At 63.8% G+C, this 26015-nt stretch carries 26 protein-coding genes; 16 read left to right on the top strand and 10 right to left on the bottom strand.

The features are described 5' to 3' along the window. Positions 1–74: 74 nt before the first annotated feature. Complete coding sequence (gene adhP / locus NE850_RS19525) at positions 75–1100, top strand: alcohol dehydrogenase AdhP (protein WP_165186191.1); 1026 nt, start codon at positions 75–77, stop codon at positions 1098–1100. Positions 1101–1381: 281 nt separating this feature from the next. On the opposite strand, the gene NE850_RS19530 is transcribed toward adhP, so the two are convergent. From NE850_RS19530 to NE850_RS19540, 3 genes are all read right to left on the bottom strand, one after another. After that, positions 1382–1627 carry a UDP-glucose 4-epimerase gene (locus NE850_RS19530; RefSeq protein ID WP_165186193.1) on the bottom strand — a complete coding sequence of 82 codons (246 nt, stop codon included), beginning with the start codon at positions 1625–1627 and terminating at the stop codon, positions 1382–1384. 137 nt (positions 1628–1764) lie between these two features. After that, positions 1765–2415 (bottom strand): BON domain-containing protein, encoded by a 651-nt coding sequence (locus NE850_RS19535; protein ID WP_310699284.1) that lies wholly within the window; start codon positions 2413–2415, stop codon positions 1765–1767. A gap of 76 nt (positions 2416–2491) precedes the next feature. Continuing rightward, positions 2492–2920, bottom strand: a complete 429-nt coding sequence (locus tag NE850_RS19540) for an Hsp20/alpha crystallin family protein (protein ID WP_007181522.1) — start codon at positions 2918–2920, stop codon at positions 2492–2494. Positions 2921–3228: 308 nt separating this feature from the next. Between NE850_RS19540 and NE850_RS19545 the strand changes: the two genes are divergently transcribed. Next, positions 3229–4878 (top strand): AAA family ATPase, encoded by a 1650-nt coding sequence (locus NE850_RS19545; RefSeq protein WP_310699285.1) that lies wholly within the window; start codon positions 3229–3231, stop codon positions 4876–4878. Between the two features lie 80 nt (positions 4879–4958). Here the strand turns inward: NE850_RS19545 and NE850_RS19550 are convergent, their stop codons facing one another. Beyond that, positions 4959–5504 carry a hypothetical protein gene (locus tag NE850_RS19550; RefSeq protein WP_310699286.1) on the bottom strand — a complete coding sequence of 182 codons (546 nt, stop codon included), beginning with the start codon at positions 5502–5504 and terminating at the stop codon, positions 4959–4961. A 279-nt stretch (positions 5505–5783) separates the two neighbouring features. On the opposite strand from NE850_RS19550, the gene NE850_RS19555 reads away from it, so the two are divergent. After that, positions 5784–6905 (top strand): PAS domain S-box protein, encoded by a 1122-nt coding sequence (locus NE850_RS19555; protein ID WP_405044865.1) that lies wholly within the window; start codon positions 5784–5786, stop codon positions 6903–6905. Here NE850_RS19555 and NE850_RS19560 read toward each other — a convergent pair. Both NE850_RS19560 and NE850_RS19565 read right to left on the bottom strand, forming a co-directional pair. Further along, positions 6868–7710: a potassium channel family protein gene (locus tag NE850_RS19560; protein ID WP_007181518.1), complete on the bottom strand. Its 843-nt coding sequence runs from the start codon at positions 7708–7710 to the stop codon at positions 6868–6870. The two genes, NE850_RS19555 and NE850_RS19560, sit on opposite strands and share 38 nt — an antisense overlap. Positions 7711–7723: 13 nt before the next feature. Beyond that, positions 7724–8158 carry a hypothetical protein gene (locus tag NE850_RS19565; protein WP_232064180.1) on the bottom strand — a complete coding sequence of 145 codons (435 nt, stop codon included), beginning with the start codon at positions 8156–8158 and terminating at the stop codon, positions 7724–7726. A gap of 377 nt (positions 8159–8535) precedes the next feature. Between NE850_RS19565 and NE850_RS19570 the strand changes: the two genes are divergently transcribed. From NE850_RS19570 to NE850_RS19595, 6 genes are all read left to right on the top strand, one after another. After that, complete coding sequence (locus NE850_RS19570; protein WP_007181516.1) at positions 8536–8775, top strand: hypothetical protein; 240 nt, start codon at positions 8536–8538, stop codon at positions 8773–8775. Positions 8776–8820: 45 nt separating this feature from the next. Continuing rightward, positions 8821–10284 carry an MBL fold metallo-hydrolase RNA specificity domain-containing protein gene (locus NE850_RS19575; RefSeq protein ID WP_165186201.1) on the top strand — a complete coding sequence of 488 codons (1464 nt, stop codon included), beginning with the start codon at positions 8821–8823 and terminating at the stop codon, positions 10282–10284. A 100-nt stretch (positions 10285–10384) separates the two neighbouring features. Then, a complete protein-coding gene (locus NE850_RS19580) occupies positions 10385–11416 on the top strand; it encodes an Acg family FMN-binding oxidoreductase (protein ID WP_007181514.1) in 1032 nt (343 codons plus the stop codon). A gap of 39 nt (positions 11417–11455) precedes the next feature. Further along, positions 11456–12142, top strand: a complete 687-nt coding sequence (locus tag NE850_RS19585) for a nitroreductase family protein (protein WP_007181513.1) — start codon at positions 11456–11458, stop codon at positions 12140–12142. Positions 12143–12475: 333 nt separating this feature from the next. Next, positions 12476–14452, top strand: a complete 1977-nt coding sequence (gene acs / locus NE850_RS19590; protein ID WP_007181512.1) for an acetate--CoA ligase — start codon at positions 12476–12478, stop codon at positions 14450–14452. A gap of 121 nt (positions 14453–14573) precedes the next feature. Beyond that, entirely contained in the window at positions 14574–15209 is a 636-nt protein-coding gene (locus NE850_RS19595; RefSeq protein ID WP_007181511.1) for an acetate uptake transporter, read from the top strand. A gap of 153 nt (positions 15210–15362) precedes the next feature. Here NE850_RS19595 and NE850_RS19600 read toward each other — a convergent pair whose 3' ends face one another. The 3 genes from NE850_RS19600 to NE850_RS19610 are packed head-to-tail and all read right to left on the bottom strand — an operon-like array spanning position 15363 to position 17319. After that, positions 15363–16403: a zinc-dependent alcohol dehydrogenase family protein gene (locus NE850_RS19600; protein ID WP_165186203.1), complete on the bottom strand. Its 1041-nt coding sequence runs from the start codon at positions 16401–16403 to the stop codon at positions 15363–15365. 48 nt (positions 16404–16451) lie between these two features. Further along, positions 16452–16925, bottom strand: a complete 474-nt coding sequence (locus tag NE850_RS19605) for a universal stress protein (protein ID WP_007181509.1) — start codon at positions 16923–16925, stop codon at positions 16452–16454. Between the two features lie 40 nt (positions 16926–16965). Further along, positions 16966–17319 (bottom strand): hypothetical protein, encoded by a 354-nt coding sequence (locus NE850_RS19610; protein WP_007181508.1) that lies wholly within the window; start codon positions 17317–17319, stop codon positions 16966–16968. 252 nt (positions 17320–17571) lie between these two features. Here NE850_RS19610 and chrA point away from each other — a divergent pair, with 252 nt between their 5' ends. Together chrA and NE850_RS19620 are read left to right on the top strand one after the other, a co-directional pair. Then, entirely contained in the window at positions 17572–18789 is a 1218-nt protein-coding gene (gene chrA, locus NE850_RS19615; RefSeq protein ID WP_310699287.1) for a chromate efflux transporter, read from the top strand. Between the two features lie 157 nt (positions 18790–18946). Then, a complete protein-coding gene (locus NE850_RS19620; protein ID WP_007181506.1) occupies positions 18947–20578 on the top strand; it encodes an oleate hydratase in 1632 nt (543 codons plus the stop codon). An 83-nt stretch (positions 20579–20661) separates the two neighbouring features. Here NE850_RS19620 and NE850_RS19625 read toward each other — a convergent pair whose 3' ends face one another. Beyond that, positions 20662–21177 carry a flavodoxin gene (locus NE850_RS19625; protein WP_007181505.1) on the bottom strand — a complete coding sequence of 172 codons (516 nt, stop codon included), beginning with the start codon at positions 21175–21177 and terminating at the stop codon, positions 20662–20664. A 227-nt stretch (positions 21178–21404) separates the two neighbouring features. Between NE850_RS19625 and NE850_RS19630 the strand changes: the two genes are divergently transcribed. The 5 genes from NE850_RS19630 to NE850_RS19650 all read left to right on the top strand — a co-directional run bounded on the left by NE850_RS19630 (position 21405) and on the right by NE850_RS19650 (position 25885). Next, complete coding sequence (locus tag NE850_RS19630; protein ID WP_007181504.1) at positions 21405–22241, top strand: universal stress protein; 837 nt, start codon at positions 21405–21407, stop codon at positions 22239–22241. Positions 22242–22278: 37 nt separating this feature from the next. Beyond that, entirely contained in the window at positions 22279–22785 is a 507-nt protein-coding gene (locus NE850_RS19635) for a universal stress protein (RefSeq protein ID WP_007181503.1), read from the top strand. Further along, complete coding sequence (locus tag NE850_RS19640) at positions 22782–23609, top strand: universal stress protein (RefSeq protein ID WP_165186209.1); 828 nt, start codon at positions 22782–22784, stop codon at positions 23607–23609. The genes NE850_RS19635 and NE850_RS19640 overlap by 4 nt, the downstream gene beginning before the upstream one ends. 282 nt (positions 23610–23891) lie before the next feature. Beyond that, a complete protein-coding gene (locus NE850_RS19645; RefSeq protein ID WP_007181501.1) occupies positions 23892–25238 on the top strand; it encodes a PAS domain-containing sensor histidine kinase in 1347 nt (448 codons plus the stop codon). Next, positions 25235–25885, top strand: a complete 651-nt coding sequence (locus NE850_RS19650) for a response regulator transcription factor (protein WP_007181500.1) — start codon at positions 25235–25237, stop codon at positions 25883–25885. Before NE850_RS19645 ends, NE850_RS19650 begins: the two co-directional genes overlap by 4 nt. Positions 25886–26015 lie beyond the last annotated feature (130 nt).

A 26015-nucleotide genomic window follows, 5' to 3' on the forward strand; every position in this document is an offset into this window, starting at 1 on the left:
ATGACCCAAGTCAATCGCCCCGCATCGGTGAAGGAGATACTGGTCGCCACGTAATCATCGTCCGGAGAAAAGTTATGGCCCAACTTATGAAAGCTGCTGTCGTTCACGAATTCGGCGCTCCGCTGCGTATCGAAGAGGTGCCCGTCCCGCAGGTGGGGCGCGGCCAGATTCTGGTCAACATCAAGGCGTCCGGCGTCTGTCACACGGATCTGCACGCGGCTGACGGCGACTGGCCGGTCAAGCCCACCCTGCCCTTCATTCCCGGTCATGAAGGCGTCGGCTATGTCGCGGCCGTCGGCGAAGGTGTCAAGCATGTCAAGGAAGGCGATCGCGTCGGCGTGCCGTGGCTTTATACCGCCTGCGGTCACTGCGAGCATTGCCTTGGCGGTTGGGAAACGCTGTGCCAGGAACAGCAGAATACGGGCTACTCGGTCAACGGCGCTTACGCCGAGTACGTGGTGGCCGATCCGAACTTCGTCGGTCATCTGCCGGCGGCCGTCTCGTTCGAAGATATCGCGCCGATTCTGTGCGCGGGCGTGACGGTGTACAAAGGCATCCGCATGACGGACGCGCGGCCGGGTCAATGGATCACGATTTCAGGGATCGGCGGCCTCGGCCACGTCGCGGTCCAATATGCCATTGCGATGGGCCTGCGCGTGGTGGCCGTCGACATCTCCGAGGACAAGCTGGCTCTCGCCCGCGAACTCGGCGCAACGCTCACGTTCAACGCTTCGGAGTGCGACCCTGCGGCGGCGATCCAGAAGGAAATCGGCGGAACGCACGGCGTACTCGTCACCGCCGTATCGCGCAGCGCTTTCGCTCAGGCGCTGGGCATGGTGCGCCGCGGCGGCACCGTTGCGCTGAACGGACTGCCGCCGGGAGACTTTCCGCTGCCGATCTTCTCGACCGTGCTCAACGGCATTACCGTGCGCGGCTCCATTGTCGGCACGCGCCAGGACTTGCAGGAATCACTCGAATTCGCCGCACAAGGTCGTGTCCGTGCGCGAATCCATCTCGATCGGCTGGACAATATCAATCATGTTCTCGGCGAATTGAAGAGCGGGAAAGTGGATGGACGCATCGTCCTGAAACTCGACTGAGCAAGCCGAACGGGCAGCAGAGTTGATGAAAGAGGAAGCGGCGCGAGCGCCTTACCGGCTCGCCCTTTTTCCTCGTTTTTCATTTGACGCCTCTTCGCATGACGTTTTGGTGAATGCCTGCGCTTGTGGACTTTGTCCAGGGCGGGCGTGAAGAAACGATGGACAGGCCGCGAAGTGCGAGCGATTGCGAGGCGAGGATTGCGAGGGGACTGAAAAAGAAACTGCGGAGAAAGAAAGAGAAAGCGCGTGCCCGACAGAAATCACTCAGGCCCGGCAGCACATTACCGTGGCTGAACCGACAGCGTATTGGACATCTTGAGGCGCAGCCATTCCATACCCTCGCGCAAACCGGCCAACACGGCTTCGCGCTCCGTCGGAAACACGCTGCTGTGCCTGAACTCGTGTTTGAAAATTCCGTCTGGCGTGTGGTGGCTGAGCTTGATCGAGCAGTCGTAGCCGCCCGTTGCGCGATGTGTGGTTGCGGCGACCGACCAGTCGCCGTCGCCCACGCTACCCGAGATCGTCATGAGTCGCTCCTTTGTTGATGTGCCGTCCGTCCATGAGACGTCTTCGGTGCGTCTGCGCCGTTCCCGCGTCGCCGATGTGCCGGGCACGGCGGGCGCCACATGCGCGGTGCCCATCCGGTAGTTCCAGGCGAGCGTGTCTATCCCACCGTCAGATTGTCGATCACCGCATGAACACCCGGCGTCGACCATGCCGCGCCACGCGCGGCCGAGCGCTCCGCCATCGAGTCGACCGTGCCCGTCAGCGTGACCGTGCCTTCGTGCACCTTCACGCTGATGTGCTTCGCTTCGCGTTCGGCGTGACGTCGCAGCGCCTTGCCGATCTCTTCGCCGATATCCAGCGCGGCCACGTTGCCGCCGATCCGGATGAGGTTCGAAACCCCGGTCACACCGAGCATGTGTGAAATCGTGCGTGTGGCGACATGGCTCTGATAAGCCCAGTCGACTTCGCCGCTCAACGTCACCCAGCCTTTCTCGACCTGCACCTTGACCGCGTCTTCGCTCAAGCCGACCGTCCAGCGCATGATGGAGCGCACGGCATTGGCGATTTCTTCGTCGGTTCGCACATCCGAATGCAGCAGGCGTACGTCCAGTTCCACCACGACGGCCTTCACTCCTGCCACACGCTGCGCGGCTTTTTCCGCCGCAAGCTTCTCCGCGTAGCTGACTGGATGACCCGATAACGTAACGACACGGTTATGCACTTCGACGCCGATGTCCGTAGCGCTGACCGCCGGATCCCAAGCCAGTTCGTCTTCGACCTGCTGCTTCAATTCCATGTCCGACTTCATTGCGTACTCCTTGTTGGCATACGGCTGGCAACGGCGCGCGGCCCACGAAGCCGCTCGTGCTCCGCGCCGCCCCGGATCAGTTGATCTGCAGGCGCTTGCGTTCAGAGGCCGCCTTTTTTGGCAACGTGAGCGAGAGTACGCCGTCCTTGTACTCCGCCGCCGCCGCGCTCTCGTCGACTTCGCTCGCCAATGAAAACGCACGGCTCACGGCACCTGCATAACGCTCGCGGCGAATCACCCGCTCGCCTTCCTTCATTTCCTGATTCCGTTCGACTTTCGCGCTGATCGAAACAAGGTTGCCGTCGATTTTTACGTCGATATCCTTCTTGTCGACGCCCGGCAGTTCGGCCTTCACCGTGTACGCGCTATCGCTCTCCGTCACGTCGACCTTGATGTCGGCAAGCGGCGCTTCGCCGCCCGCGCCGCGCAGCGGCCGGAACAGGCCCTGAAAAAGTTCCGACATGGGTTCGAGGGGAAAGGGATCAAATCGGGTCAAGTTGCTCATCGTCCTGCTCCTGATTCATTCAATGACATCGTGGATACCAGATCGCGTCGCCCGCCTCATACCGGCCCGTTTCACGCTGAACCAGCGACCGGGAGCGGTGCACCCCAGCTTGTTCACACACACGGACTTCCGCTGCCGCAACGAACATGCTGTACCGGTAACTTTAGGCTCGCCTCCAAAGCATCAATTGACGTGTATCAAGTGGCGCACATCGCAGCCCGAGACGTTCGCAAGCATGATGTCGGTCAAGTCGCCGCGATGGGCCGCACCTATTCTGAAAGAACCATGATTGCCCGACGGAGAGTTCCATGCCTGCTCGCTTTTCACCGGCACATCAGCTTCCAACTCATATACGGCAACGCGAACTCGTGGCGCGGCGGGACTGGCGCGCGCTCGACCGCGCCATGCAGAGGCCGTCGACATATCGCCACCCGGCGGGCCGCATTCGCCGCATCGAAACGCACATTTCGGTCGTGTATCTGGCCGGCCGGTATGCGTACAAACTGAAGAAGCGCGTCAATCCGGGTTTCGTGGACTTCACGCAGGCACGCGCACGCGAACGCGCGTGCGCCGACGAATTCAGACTGAACCGCCGGCTCGCCCGTGAGATATATCGGGGCGTCGTACCGATTACGCGCCGGGGGCGCTCGTACCGCGTCGCGGGAACAGGCGAGGTCGCCGAGCACGCCGTCCTGATGCGACGCTTCGACGAGCAGGAAATTTTCAAGGCGTTGCATGCGCGGGGAGAACTCGATTTTGCGGAAATAGACGCCCTGGCCGGGCAACTTGCGGCGTTCCACCGGCGCTCCTCACGCACGCCGCCTCGCGTGGTCTTCGGCTCCGCACCGTTCGTTCAGGAACAGATGCAGACCGTGGTGGAAGCGCTCCGCCGTGAAACCGGAGCACTTCTGCCCACCCGAATCTCCGCCTGGTGCGAGAGCGAAGGCAAACGCCTTGCCGCGCACTTCGACGCGCGTCATGCAGGCGGCTTTGTGCGCGAGTGCCACGGCGATCTGCACCTCGATAACATCGTGCGGCGAGGCAAGCGCGTGCTCATGTTCGACTGCATCGAATTCGACGACGCCTTGCGCTGGATCGACGTCGCCAGCGACCTGAGCTTTCCGTTGATGGATCTGCGGGCGTGCGGCCGACAGGATCTCGCGGCACGCCTGTTGAACGGCTGGCTGCAACGGACGGGCGATTTCGCCGCGTTGCCGGGGCTGCGCTACTACATGGTCTATCGCGCGCTGGTGCGTGCCCTCGTGGCGTTGTTGAAAACACGCGATCACCCGCACGATGACGGCCTCGCGCGCGCCACGCCGTATCTGAATCTGGTCGAGCGCATGATCGCGCCGCAACGGCCGTATTTGCTGCTATGCCACGGCTACTCCGGATCGGGCAAATCAGTGGCGAGCGAAGCGCTAGTGAGTCTGGTCGGCGCCGTGCGTCTGTCGAGCGATATCGAGCGCAAACGCGGCCGGCCCTTCGCGCCTATCGATTCCCGTCCACTGCCGGCCGGGGCCTACACGCACGATTCAATCGATCAGCATTACGATCTGCTGCTGCGATTGACGCAACAGATACTGCTGGCCGGCTACCCTGCGCTGGTCGACGCGACTTTTCTCAAGAGCGCGCATCGCGCCCGCTTCGCCGCGCTCGCACACTCATACGGCGTGCCCGTCTTCCTGCTTGATTTCCATGCGCGGGCACGTCAACTCGAACAGCGCGTGCAGGCGCGCGCCGCCGCTTCTCATACGGAATCGGACGCCGACCCGCTCGTGCTGATCCGGCAACTGGCCAACGAGGAGCCGCTTTCCGCAGAGGAAATGCAGCGAACCGTGAGCTTCGATACGGAAGTGCCGCTCGCCGAGTTCGGCCGTTTGGACTACTGGGGAAAACTGTTGCGGCGGCTTTGCGAACCCGAAGCGACCGCGCCGCCGGAGGTCGCGCACGGCTAGCGCGCGGGTGTCTGTCCGGCCGGCTGCAACGCGAGTTAAATGCCGCTCCCGCTGGTGACCGCCGGAAAAAAGGCGACACGTTAGCCGGCGTGATGCTCCCCGTCCTCCGCATCCGCAGGGCCACTGGAAGCCGGCGCCGTGGCGGAGTCTGTAGGGTTGTGTTCATTGACGGGAAAGCTGCGGACTGCACGCCCGCCAGGCATGGTTGCCGCGCCTCCCATGCGCTGCAGCCACTCCTGCCACGGCAACATGACAGGATTCACCGCGGGATGCGTGGACCATTGATCAGTCGATGCGGCCTGCCACGTCGCAAACGCCTCGCGCAGCCCTTCGAAGAATCCGGTTTGCAGCCTTGTGGCCGAGCCGAGCCCCTGCTGCCAGAGATTGGTGGTGGTCGCCACGTAATCGCGCAACACTGTCTGGCAGGACACCGCAAGGACGCTCCAGTCCCGCGCCGTCGAGGCCGCCCGGCCAATGGCATGTGTCGCCGCCAGATCGCGCCGGATGCGCTGCATCTCGAACTCGCAGGCCTGCTGCCGGGCCTCGTGGCTGAAACTCCATACCTGTAGCGAGAACGACAGATTGGCGCGATACAGTTCGAAGGGCGTGACGGATTTGCCGGTCATAATGAATCTCCTGACGTGATGAAGCGGTCCGCCCGAGCACGACGGAACGCACGAACAAAAAAACACGCGCACGGCGACGGTGAGTTCAATGTAGGCTTGGCCACCGGGAGCCGGTTGACCTGCATCAATCACGGAATGGCTTACGGCAAGCGCGAATGGCGGACGCAAACGTGCCGGCTATCGTCGGCGGAAAGGAATTATTCGGCGTAATCTGTCTGGACTTGTCTATTCTTGCAGTGGAGCGGTCGTTCGCAATTCATCAACCTTTCGGAGATGCCGGTGGTTCTCAAATGGAACGATCAAAAGCACAGATCCGCTACAGCGAACGATTCCGACGTACCACTGGAGGATCGCTATCAATTGCTGATCGACGCGGTGCAGGATTATGCGATTTTCATGCTCGATCAGCAGGGCCGCGTAGCGAGCTGGAACAACGGCGCGCACAAGATCAAGGGCTACACGCCCGATGAAATCATCGGCCGTCATTTTTCGGTCTTCTATACCCCCGAAGACATTGCCTCCGGCAAGCCGGGCCACGAGTTGGCGCTCGCGATCGCGCAAGGCCGGGTGGCGGATCAGGGCTGGCGCGTGCGGCGCGACGGTTCGCGATTCTGGGCAGACGTGACGATCACAGCGGTTTATGATCCGGCCGGCACGTTGCTCGGCTTTGCCAAGGTCACCCGTGACATGACCGAACGTGTGCGTCTTGCCGAACTCGAACATGCGAGCGAACTGGCCGCACAAATCCAGCGCACGCGTGAAGACGAGCAAAGACGGATTGCCCGCGAATTGCATGACGATCTGGGTCAGCAGCTTACGGCGCTCAAGATGGGCGTCGTCGCATTGCAACGGCGTGTTGGCGAGAACGTTAGCGATCCTGATGGATCCGCTGCCGCGAGCGGACTGCAACGCCAGATCGACAGCATGATGGCTTCTCTGCGCCGCATCGCCGCCGACCTGCGTCCGCCATTGCTGGATGATCTCGGCCTCGCCGCGGCACTCGAGTGGTTGACGGACGACTTCACGCAGCGCTTTAACGTGGCCGCCAGGCTGCGCATCGATACCGACGACGCGGGCTTCACGCCTTTTGCGTCCTCCGCACTCTTTCGTATCGTGCAGGAAGCGCTGACGAACGTGGCGCGGCATGCGCGGGCAAGCGAAGTGGTGGTCGGAATTTCGAGCGATGCGACAACCTGCGCGATCCATGTCGAGGACAATGGCCGCGGAACCGTGCTCGAAGACGCCGGCAAGCGCGGCTCGTTCGGCCTGCTCGGCATGCGCGAACGGGTACGTCAGTTGCGCGGCACTCTGACTATCGACAGCGCCCCAGGCAGCGGCTTCAGAATCACCGTCCGGATTCCGCTCAGTGCGATTCGCCCGGATGAGACGCCGCCGGGTTGACCGGCCCGACTGAAGCGGCAACAGCGCGTGCTTCGCCGCCAGCCGTCTGCACGTCTTGCCGCAGCGCGGCAATCTCGTCGCGTAGTGCCTTGATGTCGCGATGCATTTCCCGCCGCAAGATCCGCTCTTCCTGTTCGACGAACGTCGCAGCGATGCTGGCGAAGACCAGCGACAACAATCCGTAGCCAAGCAACACCACGAAGGCAGCGAAGACGCGTGACGCAGGCGTGGTCGGCGCCATGTCCCCATAGCCGACTGTCGCGCTGCTTTCGAATGCGAGCCAAACGCCCTCGGCGTACGTATGCACGCCCGGTTCGAGCCAGTAAAACCCCGCCCCGGCAGAGGCGAGCAGCAACACGGCTATCACCAGCAGCAGCCCCAGGCGGCTCGGGGAGAAAAAGCCTCGTAACGACACTACGATGCGCGCCGCCACGAGCCCCACGAAAAAAATGCGCAACACCCATTCGGCCGGCGACCACGGCAACGCACCCCAAGCCACACTGATCGCCGCGCCTGCCGCGATCATGAAATCGTAAGCATTGCGCGCGAGGAACCGTTCGGGCTTGCGACTAAGAAACGCGAGCCGGCCAAGAATCACCAGGAATCCGGCGGACATGGACGCATAGAGCGCACGGCCAGCCAGATGAAACCGGGATGCAGCAGCCAGTTCGAAATAGAACGCGGGAATTGCAAGCAGGCTGAGAGCGAACAGCACCCACTGCATCCAGCGCCACGCCTGCACAGCCCGCGCGTCGTCGCGAACGTCGACGCCGGCGAGACCCGCAACGCGCCAACTCCCTTTCATGTCAGCACCGCCGTCATGACGCCGCGCCGATAAACGAGCGGAATTCCGCTTCGACCGAGCGAATCTGCCTGGCGCACGTGCCGTACAGCCAGCCGGGATTGCCGTCCGCGCGATACATACCCCGGCACATACCTTTGACCTGGATGGTCGATACGCCACTGGCGCTGCTTGTCCGCGTCGCCCACACATAGACGGTGCCGAACGTGTGCGGCTCGGCCGTTTCGATCGCCGTGTCGTCCGCTCGCCTGATCGGGGTCGCGGAGCGTTGCGCCACGTACAGTCTGGTGCGGGTCCATAGCCGTTCGCAATCGGCGGCAGAGGAACAGTCCACGTGAGCCTGTTCGCGCGCTGTTTCGAGCGCGACTTCGGTGTCGCGGCGTGCCGCGGTGCGCGATTCTTCTGTACTGCAGCCAGCAAGGATGATCATCAGCAGCGCAAAGACTGCCATCCGCCCGTTGTTCATGTCAGTCTGCCCATTTTCCCGTTCAACGGCACGATGCACCGTTGCAAACCATTGGCCTGTTTTTTAGAAACCCGCCTGTTTATAAAAGTATGGGCAGGACGCTTCCGGGCATTTGACCTGGATCATCGTCTAACGTGTAAGCCGCATGCCGGCACGCCGAGTTTTCCCTAACATCCATCGTGCGCCATCGTGTAGGGAAACGCTGACATTGACGCAGGAATACCTACCCCAGTCTCAGCGACACCTGATTTGTCCCATCTGTTTGATGACCAATACTGAATTCATCCGAAATAGAAATCGAAACATTCGCAGGGGACGACAAGCACCCGACTCATACCTGCCCGTGTCATCAGGAGACCATCATGTCAAACGCCGCTTTCCACGCTCACACGATGCCGGCTGACAGCCAGTTGCGCGACGCACCCGAGGCCGCCGACGAGATCAACCGGATTCTCACGCTGGCCCGCGAGGCAGGCATGCTGGTTACGCTGGACGGCCAGATCGGCCGCGAAAAGTACCAGAGCGTTGCTGGTTCACTCGCCGCTTTCCGGCGCTTCGCTCAAGCGCTCTGCAACGGCGCCATGCAAACCTCGGCGCGTTGAGGAAACTCCCGGCCCCAGGCGGCCACTTCTGACAGAAGGTGCGAAATGAAGCTGACCTTTCTCGGCGCGGCCGAAACCGTCACCGGCTCGCGGTATCTACTGGACGGCGCGGGGCTGAGGATTCTGATCGACTGTGGTCTGTTTCAGGGCACCAAGAACCAGCGCCTGCGTAACTGGAATCCGTTGCCCATCGACGTCGGCACGCTGGATGCCGTGATCCTGACCCACGCACATCTGGATCACAGTGGCTACCTGCCGGTACTCGTACGCATGGGCTATCGCGGACCTGTCTATTGCACTCGCGGCACCCGTGACCTGTGCCAGGTCATGCTGCGCGATAGCGCCAGACTGCAGGAAGAAGAAGCCGCGTACGCGAACCGCCACGGCTTGTCGAAACATCATCCGGCGCTGCCGCTCTACACCCTGGAAGATGCGGAAAAAGCCCTTGAACTGCTCGAACCGCGCGATTTCGACGTGCCGAAACAATTGAACGACCATGCGTGTTTCCGCCTGCTGCCGGCCGGGCACATTCTCGGCGCCGCGGGCGTGGTGCTGTGCGTGGAAGGCAAGGTCATCGCCTTTTCGGGCGACCTCGGGCGGCCGGACGACCCGATCATGCGCGCGCCCATGCCGCTCGCCCATGCCGACTACCTGATCGTCGAATCCACCTACGGCGACCGGTTGCACGACAAAACCGATCCCGCCGCCGAACTGGCTGAACTCTTCGCGACCACTTTCCGGCGCGGCGGCGTAGTCGTGATTCCCTGTTTCGCGGTGGGGCGCGCGCAATCGATTCTTCATTACATTGCCCAACTGAAAGCCACCGGCCGGATGGCGAACGTGCCGGTCTTTCTCGACAGCCCGATGGCGACGAGCGTCACGCAACTCTACCGGCATCACGTCAGCGAACACCGGCTGAGCTCGACCGAAGCCAACGCGATCAGCAACGCCGCGCAGATGGTGCACACCGTCGACGAATCCAAGGCGATTCTGAGCCTGAACGGCCCGAGGGTGATCATCGCGGGCAGCGGCATGGCTACCGGCGGCCGGGTCTTGCATCACCTGAAGGCCTTCGCTCCGGATCCTCGCAACACGATCGCACTGGTCGGCTACCAGGCGGCCGGCACGCGCGGCGCCGCGCTCGCCGCCGGCGCACCGACGATCAAGATTCACGGCGACTATGTGCGCGTGCGCGCTTCGGTGGTGAGCCTGTCGTCCTTGTCGGCTCATGCGGATTACGCCGAGATACTGTCGTGGCTGCGCTCCATTCCGCAACCGCCGCAGCGCACGTTCGTCACGCACGGCGAGCCGGCCGCCGCCGATGCGATGCGCCGTCACATCGAGGAAACGTATCACTGGCGCTGCGAAGTGCCGCTCTATCTCGAGACCGTCGAATTGCCGGGGTCGGTGGGCAATGTAGGCGTGGATCCGTGTGTCGCCGTCGCGAATGCAACGACCTCACGCAGCGTGCTGGCGCGCGTGGTTGCAAGCGACCGGGCCACCGGATAAAAGTCGCTGCGCTCCGTTCAATCCGGAATGATCCAGATCAATCCGCGTACAGCGCATGCCTGACACAGTGCCGATATGAAATCGTGCAGGGGACCATCACATGAGCGCACTGCCGCAGACGGCCGCCTGGGCCGTCGACGAATATCAGCTTGACCGCACCGCCGGCGTTGAAGAGAAACTGAAATTCGCGCTGCGTTACGCCGTGCTCGCACCGTCGAACCATAATACGCAGCCTTGGCATTTCATTCTGGATGGCGACAGCGTGACGTTATGCGCCGACCGGTTGCGCGCGCTGCCTGTGGTCGATCCATTCGATCGCGAGCTGATCATGAGTTGCGGTGCGGCGCTGCTCAATCTGCGCGTGGCGCTGAGCCACTTCGGGCTTGCCTACGCGATCACGCCCTTTCCCTCCTCCGCCGATCCCGACGTGCTGGCGCATGTGCGAATCGTCCACGACGGTCATTGCGACACCAGTCTCACACCGCTCTTCGCGGCGATTCCACACCGCGTCACCACCCGCGAAATCTTCGTGGACGAGCCGTTGCCTTCGCTCATCCAGCAACAACTCGAAGAGGCCGCCGAAGCGGAAGGTGCGGATGTGGTCTGCATTTCGAGCGCGCCGATGCGCGAGAGTCTTGCCGAACTGGTCGCGGAGGCCGATCGCGTGCAGTTCAAGGATCCGCGTTTTCGCCGTGAACTGGCCAGCTGGATTCATCCGCGACGCCATGCAGACGGTATGCCCGCGCTGTCCGCAGGAATGAGCGTGCTGCTCGATCTGGCCGCGCCGTTACTCACCTCCGTCATTCGAACCTTCGACCTGGGCGGTGGACTGGCCGCGGCGCATCATGCACTGGCTGCGGGCTCGCCGCTGCTCATTTGCCTCGCGACGCCGACGGACGACGCCGCCGCATGGCTGGCAACCGGCCAGGCACTGGAGCGGCTGCTGCTGGTCGCCGCGAATGCCGGGATCACGGCGTCCTATCTGAATCAGCCGATCGAGTTGAGCGGGCTGCGTGAGCGGCTAGGCAGCGTGCTGGCGATAGACGCGACGCCGCAACTACTGTTACGCGTCGGCCGTGGCAAGCCGGCGCCTCATTCGCCGCGCCGGCCGCTTGCCGAGGTTGTTTCCTGAGGCGCGACGCCTGCTCAACGCCTGTTCGACGAGGCCGCGATGAAACACTTTTTCAGACTCGGTACTGCGACGCGCGATCAGGCCCGCGCGCGCCCGGCCACCGGCGAGTCGGTATCGCATATCAGGCTGCCCGCGCCCCTGTCGAGCGGCGGCCTGCCCCTCCTGGACGCCCTCTCGAAGCGGCGAACCACACGCCGCTTCGCCGCGACCGATCTCGACGAAGCAACCCTCGGCCAGTTGCTCTGGGCCGCCAACGGCGTCAACCGCAGCGGGTCCGACGATAGCGGCGGACGCACGGCGCCGTCGGTGCTCGCCTTGCACGAAATCGACGTTTATGCGGCGCTCGCCTGCGGCATGTACCGCTACGACCCGTTGCAACATTGCCTCGAACTGGTGAGCGCTGCTGATCTGCGCGGACTGACGGGCTACCAGGACTTCGTCGGCGAGGCGCCGGTCGAGCTGGTTTACGTGGCCGACCTTGCACGCATGCATGACATTGCCGAGTCGCAACGCGAGCCGTTTGCGTATGCCAGCGCCGGCGCGATCGTGCAGAACGTGTACCTGTTCTGCGCCGCTGCCGGCCTCGCGGTCGCCGCCCGAAGCTGGCTCAATCGCAGCGCATTGGGCGCCGAGATGCACCTCTCGCGCGGCAGCTTGCCTGTTCTCGCGCAAACCGTCGGGCACTTCGATCTATCCGCGCCCGCCGGTACGGCTGACGCGCTTTGACGTGTTTCATTGCGGCAGTAATCGCGCAATGAAACACGAGGTCATCGTCCTCGCGGTGCCGACGCGATTGATTTTCATCACGACTGCCGCGCTTCGTGTCGCCGGTTGAAATCTCGCCATGAACGTGAGAGATGCCGCGCTTCCCAGTTGACGTGCATCAATAGCGCTATCCGCCACCCCGTCATAGTGATCCCACACCCACGCTGATTCAGCGTCGCCCGGTCCACGCCGCAATGCAGGCTCAGGCGCCGGCACTCATGGCCAACAAGAGCCCTCCCTAATCGGTGAAGCGTTCCAAGCGCTTCATCCCTTCATGTTTTATTGGAGGAGACTATGTCTACCATCGATACCGCCCCGCCCAACTCCACCGCGTTGCAGATCCCGCTTGCCCGGGACGCCAGCATCGACGGCATGGAGGCTTATCGCGCCCTCGTTGCCGAAGCGAGCCAGGATCACGAAGCGTTCTGGGCACGTCTTGCCCGAGAACATTTGACGTGGCGCCGCCCATTCACGAAAGTATTGAACGACACAGACGCGCCGTTCTATCACTGGTTCGAAGACGGCGAACTGAACGCGTCGTACAACTGCCTCGATCGCAACCTCGTCAACGGACTCGCGGAGAAAACCGCGATCGTGTTCGAGGCGGACGACGGCAAGGTCACGCATGTCACCTATCAGGCGCTGTATCACCGCGTATGCCGGCTCGCCAACGCACTGCGTGCCCGCGGCGTGAAGAAAGGCGACCGCGTGGCGATCTATATGCCGATGTCGGTGGAAGGCGTGGTCGCAATGCTCGCGTGCGCACGCATCGGCGCACCGCACTCGGTGGTGTTCGGCGGCTTCTCCGCCAAGTCGCTGCATGAGCGCATCGTGGATATCGGCGCGTGCGCGATCATTACCGCGGACGAGCAGGTTCGCGGCGGCAAGACACTGCCGCTCAAAACGATCGTCGACGAAGCGCTCGCAATGGCCGGCACGGCCGGCATCAAGACGGTGGCCATCTACCGGCGCACGGGCGGCCAGATTCCGTGGATTGCCGGCCGCGATACATGGCTGCACGAACTCGAAGCGGCGCAGCCGGACACCTGTGAGCCCGAGTGGGTCGGTGCGGAGCACCCGCTGTTCGTGCTGTACACGTCCGGCTCGACGGGCACGCCCAAAGGCGTCCAGCACAGCACCGGCGGTTACCTGCTGTGGGCTGCAGTGACAATGAAGTGGACCTTCGATATCAAACCGGCGGATGTATTCTGGTGCACGGCGGACATTGGCTGGATCACCGGTCACACTTATATCTGCTACGGACCGACCGCGGTCGGCGCGACGCAGGTGATCTTCGAAGGCGTACCCACCTACCCGAACGCGGGACGCTTCTGGGACATGATCCAGCGTCACAAGGTCAGCATCTTCTACACGGCGCCGACAGCCATCCGCTCGCTCATCAAGTCCGCCGATGCCGATCGTTCGGTGCACCCGGACAGCTTCGACCTGAGCAGTCTGCGCCTGCTCGGCACGGTCGGCGAGCCGATCAATCCTAGCGCCTGGACGTGGTATGCACAGCACGTCGGCGGCGGGCGCTGTCCTGTGCTCGACACCTTCTGGCAGACCGAAACAGGCGGCCACATGATTTCCCCGTTGCCGGGCGTCACTCCCCTTGTGCCGGGTTCGTGCACATTGCCGTTGCCGGGTATCGACGCGGCGATTGTCGACGAAACCGGTCAGGAAGTGCCGAACGGAAACGGTGGCGTGCTGGTCATCCGCAAGCCCTGGCCTTCCATGATCAGAACCATCTGGGGTAATCCGGAGCGCTTCCGGCAAGGCTATTTCCCCGAAGAGCTCGGCGGCAAGCTGTATCTCGCGGGCGACGGTGCCATCCGTGATCGCGACACCGGCTACTTCACCATCACCGGCCGTATCGACGACGTGCTGAACGTTTCCGGCCACCGGCTCGGGACGATGGAAATCGAGTCGGCGCTCGCCGCGCATCCGCTGGTGGCCGAAGCCGCGGTGGTTGGGCGTCCCGACGAGACCGCCGGCGAGGCGATCGTGGCGTTCGTGGTGCTCAAGGCAGAGCGGCCCTCCGGAGCCGACGCAAAGCGCGTGGCCGATGAGTTGCGCGCATGGGTCGGCAAGGAGATCGGCCCGATCGCCAAACCGAAGGACATCCGCTTCGGCGACGCCATGCCGAAAACGCGCTCCGGCAAGGTGGTGCGCCGGCTGTTGCGCTCGGTGGCCAAAGGGGAAGTCATCGTGCAGGACACGTCGACGGTGGAAAACCCCGCGGTCATTTCACAGTTCGCCGACGCCGCCTGACACGCGAGCGATCACGGATCGCGCATCTCTTCCCGCCGCGATCCGATGTCGCGCGTGCACCCGTACGTGCGCGCGCGCAACCCAATTTTCAGCGTTCCTGCATGGAACGGAGGATGTCATCATGAACATCAAGGCTCCCAATCCCGCTTCACTCGGCCTCGCCGGCTTCGCACTGACAACGTGGCTGCTCAGCATGATCAACGCCGGCTGGTTCAGCGGCAACGCGATGGGGATGGTGCTTGCCGTCGCTTTCGCGTACGGCGGCACCGCCCAGGCGCTCGCCGGGCTGATGGAAATTCCCCGCGGCAATACCTTCGGCGCGACCGCTTTCCTCAGTTACGGCGCCTTCTGGTGGTCGCTGGCGCTATTCGTGCTGTTTCTGCACGGCACGGTGCCGGCAGCGTTTATCGGTTGGTATCTGTTTCTGTGGGGCGTGTTTACGCTTTATATGTGGGTGGCGACGTGGCGAGCCGCACGCGTGCTGCAACTGGTGTTTCTCTCGCTATGGATCACGTTCTTCGTGCTCGCCGCGAGCGAATGGACCGGACTCGAATGGCTGCATCACGCCGGCGGCTACCTGGGAATGCTTACCGCGCTGCTGGCGTTCTATCTGTCGGCCGCGGAAATCATCAACGAGACTCATGGGCACGTGGTATTGCCTACAGGTGTCGCGAGCGAACGACTTGCTCTGACCTTGTCGATTCAGGAAGAGTTGCCGCTGAGCCTGTCGATCGAGGAAAAGCTGCGCAATGCGTGATGAGGCTTGCTGCTGACGGCACTTTGTGTTGCCTTTGGTTGCCGCAGCGTTTCGCCATCCTGGGCGGCGCTGCGGCACATTGAGCTTGTGGGGGGCTTTTCTGCGTTTCCATCGCGTCACCAGACCGTCGACGCAACACCGCCCGCGGCTACGCTACGCCATCTCGATGATCACCTTCAACGCATGCGAATCCGCCGCGCGGCCGAAGGTGTCGTAGGCGTTCAACACGTCGTCGAGCTGGAAATGATGGGTGATCAGTCTGGCGGGATCGAGCCGGCCGGATTGCACTGTCTTCAGCAACATCGGCGTGCTGACGGTATCGACGAGGCGCGTCGTAATGGAGATGTTGCGATCCCACAGCGATTCCAGATGCAGATCCGCCTTCACCCCATGCACGCCGATATTGGCGATCACACCACCGGGCGCTACCAGCGCCTGGCACAATTCGAACGTGTCTGGCACCCCGACGGCCTCGATCGCGCAATCCACACCGACGTGGCCGGTGAGTTTCATGACCTCCACGACCGGTTCGGCCACCCGGCTGTCGATACACGCGGTCGCGCCGAAACGGCTCGCCACCTCGAGGCGGCGCTCATCGCGATCGATCATGATGATCTGGGCCGGCGAATAGAACTGCGCGGTGAGCAGCGAAGCCAGTCCGATCGGGCCGGCGCCGACAATCGCCACGGTGCTGCCCGGCTGCACCTTACCGTTGAGGACACCGCATTCGAAGCCGGTCGGCAAGATGTCGGACAGCATCACCAGCGCTTCTTCGTCGGCGCCGGCGGGAATCGGATACAGACTCGTCTCCGCATGCGGAATGCGCACGTATTCCGCTTGCGTACCGTCGATACGGTTGCCGAGAATCCAGCCACCGGTCGCGCAGTGCGAATACATGCCGCGCCGGCAATAGTCGCACTTGCCGCATGCGGAAATGCACGAGATCAGCACGTGGTCGCCCTCTTTCAACGAACTGACCGCGGCGCCGACCTGCTGCACGATGCCCACCCCTTCGTGACCGAGAATGCGGCCGGGCTGACACGTCGGAACGTCGCCCTTCAGAATGTGAAGATCTGTACCGCAGATCGTCGTGCGCGTCACCTTGACGATGGCGTCGGTGGCGCTGGCGAGCTGCGGCATGGGCCGCTCGTCGAGCGACTTCTTTCCGGGACCGTGATACACGAGTGCTTTCATGGATTACCTCATTGGTCAGTCAAGGCCGCCGCGAGATGAGCATCACGCTCAGGCCGGGGTGTCATGCTCCGTCTTCGCCTCTTCACGGATCAGCAGTACCGGGCACGTCGCAAGGCGCACGCAGCGCTCGGCCACGCTACCGATCACCATGCGCCGCAAACCGCGGCGTCCGTGCGTGCCCATCACGAGCAGGTCGGCGCCGCGGCGTTGCACACAGCGTATCAACGCACCGGCAATGTCCTCGGCGATGCCTTGGGTCTCCACGATTTCCGCTTCGCCCGCGACGTTGAGTTCGCGCATCTGGGCAAGCGCGCCGTCAAGCAGGCTTTGCCCGACTTGCCGCGCGGCGTCGGTCAGCAGATGCGGATCGCAGGCGCCCGCGTACGTGAAGGCCGCCGATTGATCCAGCACGTAGACCGCCGTCAATTTGCCGCGCGCGAGCCTCGTGAGCTGGATCGCCTCGGAAAGCGCGCACTTCGAGGCTCCGCTGCCGTCCAGGGCCACCACGATGTTTTCGTACATGACTCACTCCTGAAAAAAACGTTGGAACGTCCGTTGGGAATCAACTGCGCGTGATGCCCTGTTGGAGAAGCCGTTCGGCCGCATCGAAGGCCGCACGTATCACGCGGTCAGGATCGGGCCCCTGCCGATGCTCGAGCGGCACCAGTTCACCGGTGCGCAGCACCAGATCGAGACGTGCGTCGAACACGGTGTGGTTCAGCGCCGTGTCCGGCACCGTGCGTCGCGCGTCGGGCATGTCCTTCGACGCCCTCGCGTGAATGGCCTCGAGAGCGAGATGGCAACCCGAGATAGATCCGCCGAACCGTTCGAGCCTCACCAGTTGTGCGGCTGCCTCGGACTCGATTTGCGCGGATCCCGCAAATCCGAGGTAGACGATCTGCATATCAATTCCCATGCGGCCTCCGCGCGTGCTGTCCTGCTGTCGACCGTTGCTGCAGCGAAGCCACATGGGCAACGAGCCTATTGAGAGATCATCGGCACTATTGGCGCCTTGCGATTGACCTGCATCAACGGGGTGCCAGACCCGCACAGCCTGCGCGGCAGCGTGTTTGAACGCGGTAGCGTTCGCGAGACGGCCTGGCCCCGGGATATGCCGCGTGTGCTATTTTCTGGAGCCCAACGCGGCTTAACTGTTACGACCTTTCCCATGCACGACACGCATACAGAGACGCCCCTCGCCCTACCGGCACATAGCTCACCGTGGGCGCTCTTCTGCATTTTTCTGAGGCTCGGCCTGACTTCGTTCGGCGGCCCGGCGGCCCATCTCGGCTACTTTCGCGACGAGTTCGTCGGACGCCGCGGCTGGCTCGACGAACACACATTCAGCGACGTGGTCGCACTGTGCCAGTTTCTGCCGGGTCCGGGCAGCAGCCAGGTCGGCATCGCCATCGGCCGGCTGCGCGGCGGCATTGCCGGCGCGCTCGCGGCCTGGGTCGGCTTCACGCTGCCGTCGGTGCTCCTGCTCGTCGCTTTTGCATACGGCTTCACGCTTCTGTCGGATACGACCTCGCTTCATCTTCTGCGGGGGCTGAAGATCGCGGCGGTCGCGGTGGTGGTCCAGGCAGTCTGGTCGATGGGACGCATGCTCTGCCCAGACCGCACACGCGCGACGATCGCGGCGGCCTCCGCGATCACCGTGATCCTGTTCGGCGCCGGCTTCGGGCAGATCGCGTCGATCGTCGCCGCAGGGCTTGCCGGCGCTGCGCTGCTGAGTTCGTCGACCGAGGTGCCCGGTGCGCCGCCCGGCATGCCCGGGTCCAGAGCGGGCGCGCTCGCCTGCCTCGCGGCCTTCGTCCTGCTGCTGTTCGGACTGCCCGCGGCAGCCGCCTATCTTCACAGTTATCCGCTCGATCTGTTTGCGGCGTTCTACCGGGTCGGCTCGCTGGTATTCGGCGGCGGCCACGTGGTGTTGCCATTGCTGGAAGCGGTCGTCGTGCCGCATGGCTGGGTTCCCGCGAACACCTTCATGGCGGGCTACGGCGCGGCGCAGGCAGTCCCCGGCCCGCTGTTTTCGTTTGCCGCGTTTCTCGGTGCTACGAGCAATGGTCATCCGGCAGGGATCGCGGGCGCACTGATCGCCACCGTGGCGATCTTCCTGCCTTCTTTCCTGCTGGTCGGCGCGGCGTTGCCGCTTTGGGGCAAGCTGCGCGCGTTCGCGTCGATGCGCCGCGCCATGGCGGGTATCAACGCCGCCGTGGTCGGCATCCTGCTCGCCGCGTTGTACGACCCCGTGTGGACCAGCGCCGTGCATACCGCGCGCGATTTCGCGCTGGTCGTCGCGGCCCAGGTGTTGCTCGGCTGGTGGCGAGTGCCGTCGTGGGCGGTCGTGTTGATAACGGTCGCGCTCGCGTGGTGGGTCGTGTGAAGCCGGCTCCGCCCGCTTGCCGAACGTGCGCGTGGAGCCCTTATACCGCACCGGCGAGCCCCGTCGCACGGCGTTGATCCAACTCAACGAGCATGTTCCGCCGTGCGGGTATGGTTCAGCAATACGTCCACGGCCATTACCCCACGGGGAGCATCACATGAACAATTCCCACTACCCGGCCACGCAAGCGGCCGCGGATCCCGCCCGCGACGAAGCCATCGCCTCCGGACATTTCTATCTCGTCGGCGGCGGTATTGCGTCGCTGGCGGTCGCCGCCTTTCTGATTCGCGACGCCGACATACCCGGCGCCCGCATCACGATCCTCGAAGCACTCGACAAACCGGGCGGTAGCCTGGACGGCGCCGGCTCGCCACAGGAAGGCTATGTCGTGCGCGGCGGACGGATGCTCGAAAGCAAGTATCTGTGCACCTACGACCTGTTCGACTCGATCCCCACGCTGGACGGCCGCAGCAGCGTCACGAAGGAAATCTTCGACTGGAACGAAACGATCCGCACTTCGTCGAAAGCGCGATTCGTGCGCGACGGCCAGCGCGAGGACACGCCCTCATACGGGCTTGCGGAAACGCATCTGCTCACGCTCGGGCGTCTGTCGATCGAGCCGGAAGCCATGCTTGGCGACAGCCGGATTTCCGACCACTTCGAGCCGGACTTTTTCGAAACCAACTTCTGGTACATGTGGTGCACGACGTTCGCCTTCCAGCCTTGGCACAGCGCCGCCGAATTCCGGCGCTACCTGCTGCGTTTCGCGCACATGACGTCGGGCTTCAACCAGTTGCACGGCATCATGCGCACGGTCTACAACCAGTACGATTCGATGGTGCGGCCGCTGCGCAAATGGCTCGACGAACGCGGGGTGAGATTTCGCACCAACACGCGTGTCGTCGATCTGCATTACGACGAAAGCGGTGAATTGAACCGGGTCGCCGGCATTGTGTGCGAACAGGAAAACCGCCGTGTCGAGATTGCGGTGGGCACACAGGACAAGGTCATCGTCACGCTCGGTTCAATGACGGCAGGATCGAGCCTGGGCGGCACGAATCAACCGGCCGTGCTCAATCATGACGACAGCAGTGGCGCGTGGGCGCTGTGGAAAACCATCGCCGCGGGGCATTCCGAGTTTGGTCATCCTTCCGTCTTCGCCGATCATGTCGACGAATCCAGGTGGCTCTCCTTTACCACGACGCTGCACGATAGAACGCTGTTCCGTCTGGTCCGCGATCTGACCGGCAACGTGCCCGGCGAAGGCGGCCTGATCACCTTCCCGCAATCGAACTGGCTTGCCTCGATCGTGCTGCCTCACCAGCCGCATTTCCTGGGCCAGCCGAAAGACGTCGAGGTCTTCTGGGGCTATGGGCTGCACATCGACCGGCCGGGCAACTTCGTCAGCAAACCGATGGCGGAGTGCACCGGCCGCGAAATCATGACGGAGCTCCTCGGCCACCTGCAGATTCAGGCCGAAGCCCCGCGTATTCTCGACGACGCCATCTGCATTCCGTGCCTGATGCCGTTCATTACCAGCCAGTTCCTGCGGCGCAAGCGCGGCGACCGGCCGCAAGTGGCGCCCGAAGGCTGGGCTAATCTCGCGTTCGTCGGACAGTTTTGCGAGTTGCCGAACGACGTCGTGTTCACGGTCGAATATTCGGTACGTTCCGCGCAGACTGCTGTGTACACGCTGCTCGGCTTGAACAAGTCTGCTCCGGCGGTGTACAAAGGGCAGCACGATCCGCGCGTGCTGTATGGCGCGGTTTCCGCATTGCACAGCCGCTAGACGGCAAGGCAGGCTTCGCGCCGTGTGCCGTACGCCGAAGCTTCACGCGGCGTGCGGCGTGTGCGTCCTTAGGGGAGTGCGGATCAGGAAGTCCATGCGAGCGCTTCATAATTGACGAGATGGCGCTTCAGCACGGTCATGAAAGGCACCAGCACCGCAGCCACAGCGCCGCGGTGCACCTCGGCGGCGCGCACCTTGCATTGCGCGACCGGCGCCTTGCCGGCCAGCTCGCGCATCTCGTCAAAAGCGGCCTGACTGCCGAGGCCGCCCAGACTGCAAAAAAACGCGACATGTCTGAACTTCCACCGGTTTTCGAACAGATACGCGCGCACCGGCGCGGATACCGCGCCCGCCCAGACGGGCGTGCCTACCACTACGAGGTCGTATTGCGCGGGGTCGAGCCCTGCCGGGACGATCTCGGCGGGCCGCTTGCGCCACGAGTCGGCAAGACAGCGCACATATCCCCAGGCGCCGCGCCGTTCGGTGTAATCGCAGATTTCCTCGAGGTCGGCGGACAGCATCGTGGCAAGCGTTGAAGCGAGCGTGCGCGTGGTACCGGTACGCGAAAAGAAAACGACTAGAACACGGGCTTCAGACATGACTCGCTCCTTCCGGGAAAAACGCTCAGGCGCGCATGACGCCATACATGTCGGGAGCATAAGTGGGACCGGCCGCCGGCTCATGACGCAGGTCAAATAACGCTTTCACGCACCGCGCTGGCGGCGCCGTTGATCTGCGTCAATGAGACCGGCGCCACCGTTCATAGACTCAAGCTCACCGATTCGCGCGTCACCTTTGCGTCACCTTTTCCTCCGGAGCGACTGTCATGAGCTACAAAACCATCGTTGTTCATCTGGACACCAGCCAGCGCGCCCATCCGCGGCTCGAAATCGCGCTGCGTCTGGCCAACCAGTTCGGCGCGCATCTGATCGGCGCGTTCGCCGTATTCTCGCCGGACCCGCGTTCGCTCTACGTGATGGCCGGCACCGCGGAGTATTACCGGACGCACGAGGAGATGCGCACGGAGCGCAGCGCTGCGCTCGAACGCCTGTTTCACGCCGAATTGCGGCGCGCAGGCGTGTCGGGCGAGTGGCTCGCCATCGACGAGCCGGCCAGTCTCGCCATACCGCGCGCAGGCCGCTGCGCCGACCTGATCGTCGCCGGCCAGGACAATCCGGGGGATCCGGAATCGTATGTCGGCGACTTCTTCCCGGAAAACCTCGTTTTGTCGAGCGGTCGTCCGGTATTGCTCGCGCCTTATGCCAGCAATGAAAGATCGACAGGCAGCCGGGTGCTCGTCGCGTGGGACGGCAGCCGCGAAGCCACGCGCGCCGTGCACGACGCGCTGCCGTTCATGCAGGCGGCGACCAGCACCACCATCCTCACCGTCAACGGCGCAAACGACGGCGAAGGCAGCCGCATTCCCGGCGCGGACATCGCCGCCGTGATCGCGCGGCATGGCGTGCGCGTCGAGGTCGCCGACATCGAAACCGGGCCGGGCGGATCGGTCGGCGAGGTGCTGCTCTCGCAGGTAGCCGACAGCGGCGCCGATCTGCTGGTGATGGGCGCCTACGGCCATGCCCGCTGGCGTGAACTGGTAATGGGCGGCGCCACGCGCACGATTCTCCGCTCGATGACCGTGCCGGTACTGATGTCGCACTGAGCGCGGCAGCTACCCTTCTTATTCTGGAGTGTTCGCCATGTATAAACAGATTCTGGTTGCCGTCGACGGCAGCGAAACCTCGTCGCACGCGCTGGCTGCCGCGATCGAACTGGCGCGCGATTCGGGCGCGCGACTGCAGCCGCTCTACGTGGTGGACGTGCCGTTGATGTCCTACGACGTGCCCGGCTACGACCCGTCCTACGTGCGCGACGCGCTCGTCGAGGAAGGCAGGCACGTGCTCGCCGACGCCACCGCGCTGATGGCCAGCGCGGGCGTGCAAGGGCCGTCGCGGATGGTCGAAACCGACCTCACGGGCGACGACATCGCGCACCGCATCCAGCTCGCCGCGCAGGAATTCAATGCCGACGTCGTGGTGCTGGGCACGCATGGCCGGCGTGGTGTGCGACGGCTGGTGCTCGGCAGCGTCGCTGAACATTTTCTGCGCATCGCCACCTGTCCGGTGCTGCTGATCTCCGCGCATTGTGCGGCGCCTGCCGCAAGTCTCGCCCGGGTCACGGCCGAGCCTGTCAAGGATCCCTCATGAACTGCAAAACCCTGCTGGTGCACCTCGACGACAGCACCCACAGCGCGGCCCGGCTCGACTATGCGCTCGATCTGGCCGCCCGCCACGAAGCCCATCTGATCGGCCTCTACCTGGTTTGCGAAGATCCCGCAGGGCCGCTCTTTCTGCACGGCGAGGACATCTGGACCGCCAGCCGCGAAGCGCAACGGGATAAGAGCCTCAGGAGCGCGCACGCGGCTTTCCTCGCCGCGGCGGATCGCGCCGGACGCAGCGTCGAATGGCGCGCGCCCGACGGAGCGCCGACCGGGACCGCGATTCTGCATGCGCGCCATGCGGATCTGCTGATCCTCGGCCAGGACGACCCGGAAGACCGGGACGCATTCATCGCGCGCGATTTCGTCGAAGACGTGATCATGGGCTCGGGGCGGCCGGCAATCGTGCTGCCGTACGCGGGACCGGTGCGGCCTCAGATCGAGAATGTGATGATCGCGTGGGACGGCAGCCGGGAATGCGCGCGGGCCGCGACCGACGCGCTGCCGCTCATCCGCGGCGCCGGTTTTGTCACGATAGTGAAAGTCGAGCGTCATCCTCATTACGGCGAGCCGACCGGCATCGACGTGGCAGCCTGGTTGGCACGGCACGGCATCGAGGCTGGGTTCACGGCCATGCCGAAAGTGTCCGGCGTCGACACCGGTGCCATGCTGCTCAATACGCTGGCCAACCGCCACATCGATCTGCTGGTGCTGGGTGCCTACGGCCACGCGCGGGCGCAGGAACGGCTGCTTGGCGGCGTTACGCGCACCATGCTTCAGTCTATGACCGTGCCCGTGCTGATGTCGCATTGAGCGACACCTCGATATACCTCGATACCAGGCGGGTGCGCCGGCTCCAGGGGCAATCAGCCGGCCATCCACGCCCCGCGCCAGCCGGCGGGACTGGCATGAACCCGGCGTTTCACGGACAATGAGCGCAAACACAAACTTTCCGCGCGGTGTTTCCCCGGCCTGTGGCCGTACGAAAAACCATAGAACCACCCGGAACAGACGTGCTTGCCGTGCGCGCCGCCGTACCGACGTCGTCGGGCGGCTCGTCCGATCCTTGTCCGCAGTCATTCCAAAGAGATGCACATGCCCGTCAGCGGTAAGACGCCCCCATCGCGCAGTGCCGTTTTGCGCGAGCGAACCGGCTCACTTGCGGCACGGCCCGCAGCAGCGGCCGCTGCCGCGTTCGTCGTGACGCTCGCCGCCATGCTGAGCGCCCGGCACTGGTTCGACCCGGCGCTGCTCATTTGCGTCGCCGCCGCCCTGCTTCTGGCCACGAGCGTGTTTTTGCTGTTGCGCGCGCGGCGCGACGGCCTCTCCGCACGCGGCGAGGAAAACGCCCGGAACAGTCAGTCTGCCGTGAATGAAGCGCGCATGATGGCGATCATCCGTTCGTCGATGGAGGCGATCATCACCATCGACGAGCAGCAGCGGATCGTCATCTTCAATCCGATGGCGGAGCAGGTTTTCGGCTGCTCCTCGATGGACGCGATCGGCGCGCCGCTGGCCCGTTTTATCCCCGATCGCTTTCGGGCGGCGCATGCGCAGCATGTCGCGCAATTCGGCGTAACGGGCGTGTCGGACCGCCAGATGGGCAAACAGCGCGTGCTGGCGGGCTTGCGCGCCAACGGCGAGGAATTTCCGCTCGAAGCTTCGATTTCGCAGATCCGCGACGGCAACATCCGCCTCTATACGGTCATGCTGCGCGACATCACGGAGCGCGTCAAAGCGGAACGTGCTCAACGCCAGGCGCGTGAGGAGCTGCGCGAGCTGTCGGCCAATTTGCAGAACATCCGCGAAGACGAGAAAACGCGTATTGCGCGCGAACTGCACGATGATCTCGGCCAGCAGCTCACCGCGCTGAAAATGGACATTTCGTCGGTCGAACAGGCGCTGGACGGCGCGGCAAGCGCGCCGGTACGTGAGCAGTTGCAAGGCATGCGCCGATTGATCGACGTGACCGTGGCCTCGGTGCGCCGCATTGCGGCGGATCTGCGGCCGGTCATGCTCGACGACCTCGGCCTGATTCCCGCAATCGAGTGGCTCGCAACCGACTTCACCAACCGTTACGGCATCGACGTGGAGCGCGACATCGAGACCGGCGACGCGCGCTTCAGCCCGGCAGGCGCCACCGCGCTGTTCCGGATCGTGCAGGAAGCGCTGACTAACGTGGCGCGCCATGCCGATGCCACGCTGGTCACGCTGAGCCTGCGCGCGGGCGATCAGACCTTCGTGCTGCGCATCGCCGATAATGGCCAGGGCGTGCATCGCACGGCCGAGCCGGGCGCCAAGTCCTTCGGCCTGCTCGGCGTTCGCGAACGCGCCCACATGCTCGGCGGCGCAGTCGACATTCATACCGCGCATGGCCATGGCTTTGCGCTTACCGTCACCATTCCGGCAGAAACCGTGCAGATGCAGGAGATGCAAACATGACCCGCGTCCTGATTGCCGACGACCACGCGCTGGTGCGCGACGGTCTGCGCCATATCCTCAAGGGCGCAAGCGGCTTCGAAGTAATCGGCGAAGCAGACGATAGCGCCAGCACCGTCGCGCTGATCCGCGAGCGGCCCGCCGACGTGCTGGTGCTCGATCTGTCCATGCCCGGGCGCAACGGGGTCGAGTTGATCAAGCAGATCAAGGAGGAAAAACCCACGCTGCGTATCCTCGTGCTGACCATGCACGCCGAGCAGCAATACGCGGTGCGCGCGTTCAAGGCCGGTGCGTCCGGTTATCTGACGAAAGAAAGCGCGAGCGCCGAACTGGTGGCTGCCGTGACCAAAGTCGCGGCCGGCGGTGTCTACGTGAGCCTCGCAATGGCCGAGCGGTTCGCACAAAGCCTGAACGAACCCGTCGATCTGCTGCCGCATCAGCGTCTGTCCGATCGGGAATTCGACGTTCTGAAGCGAATTGCCGCAGGTCAGACGATCACGGAAATCGCAGTCGAGTTGTGTGTGAGCAGCAAAACCGTCAGCACCTACAAAACGCGCATCCTGGAAAAAATGCAGATGCCGCACGAGGCCGCACTCGTGCGCTATGCCATGCGACACAAACTGGTCAGCGACGAAGACGGCGACATCTAGACGAGTCCGCATCGCCTGCGCCCGCGGGCCATGACGCGGGCGCAGGCGCGCTCTCTGCCGAATCCGCGCCACACGCGTCACCCTTTATCACCCAGGGGCTCTCCTGGTGCATCCTAGCCCCCTGTAGGAA

This window comes from Paraburkholderia sp. USG1 (assembly GCF_031570135.1).
GTDB classification, from domain to species: Bacteria; Pseudomonadota; Gammaproteobacteria; order Burkholderiales; family Burkholderiaceae; genus Paraburkholderia; species Paraburkholderia dioscoreae.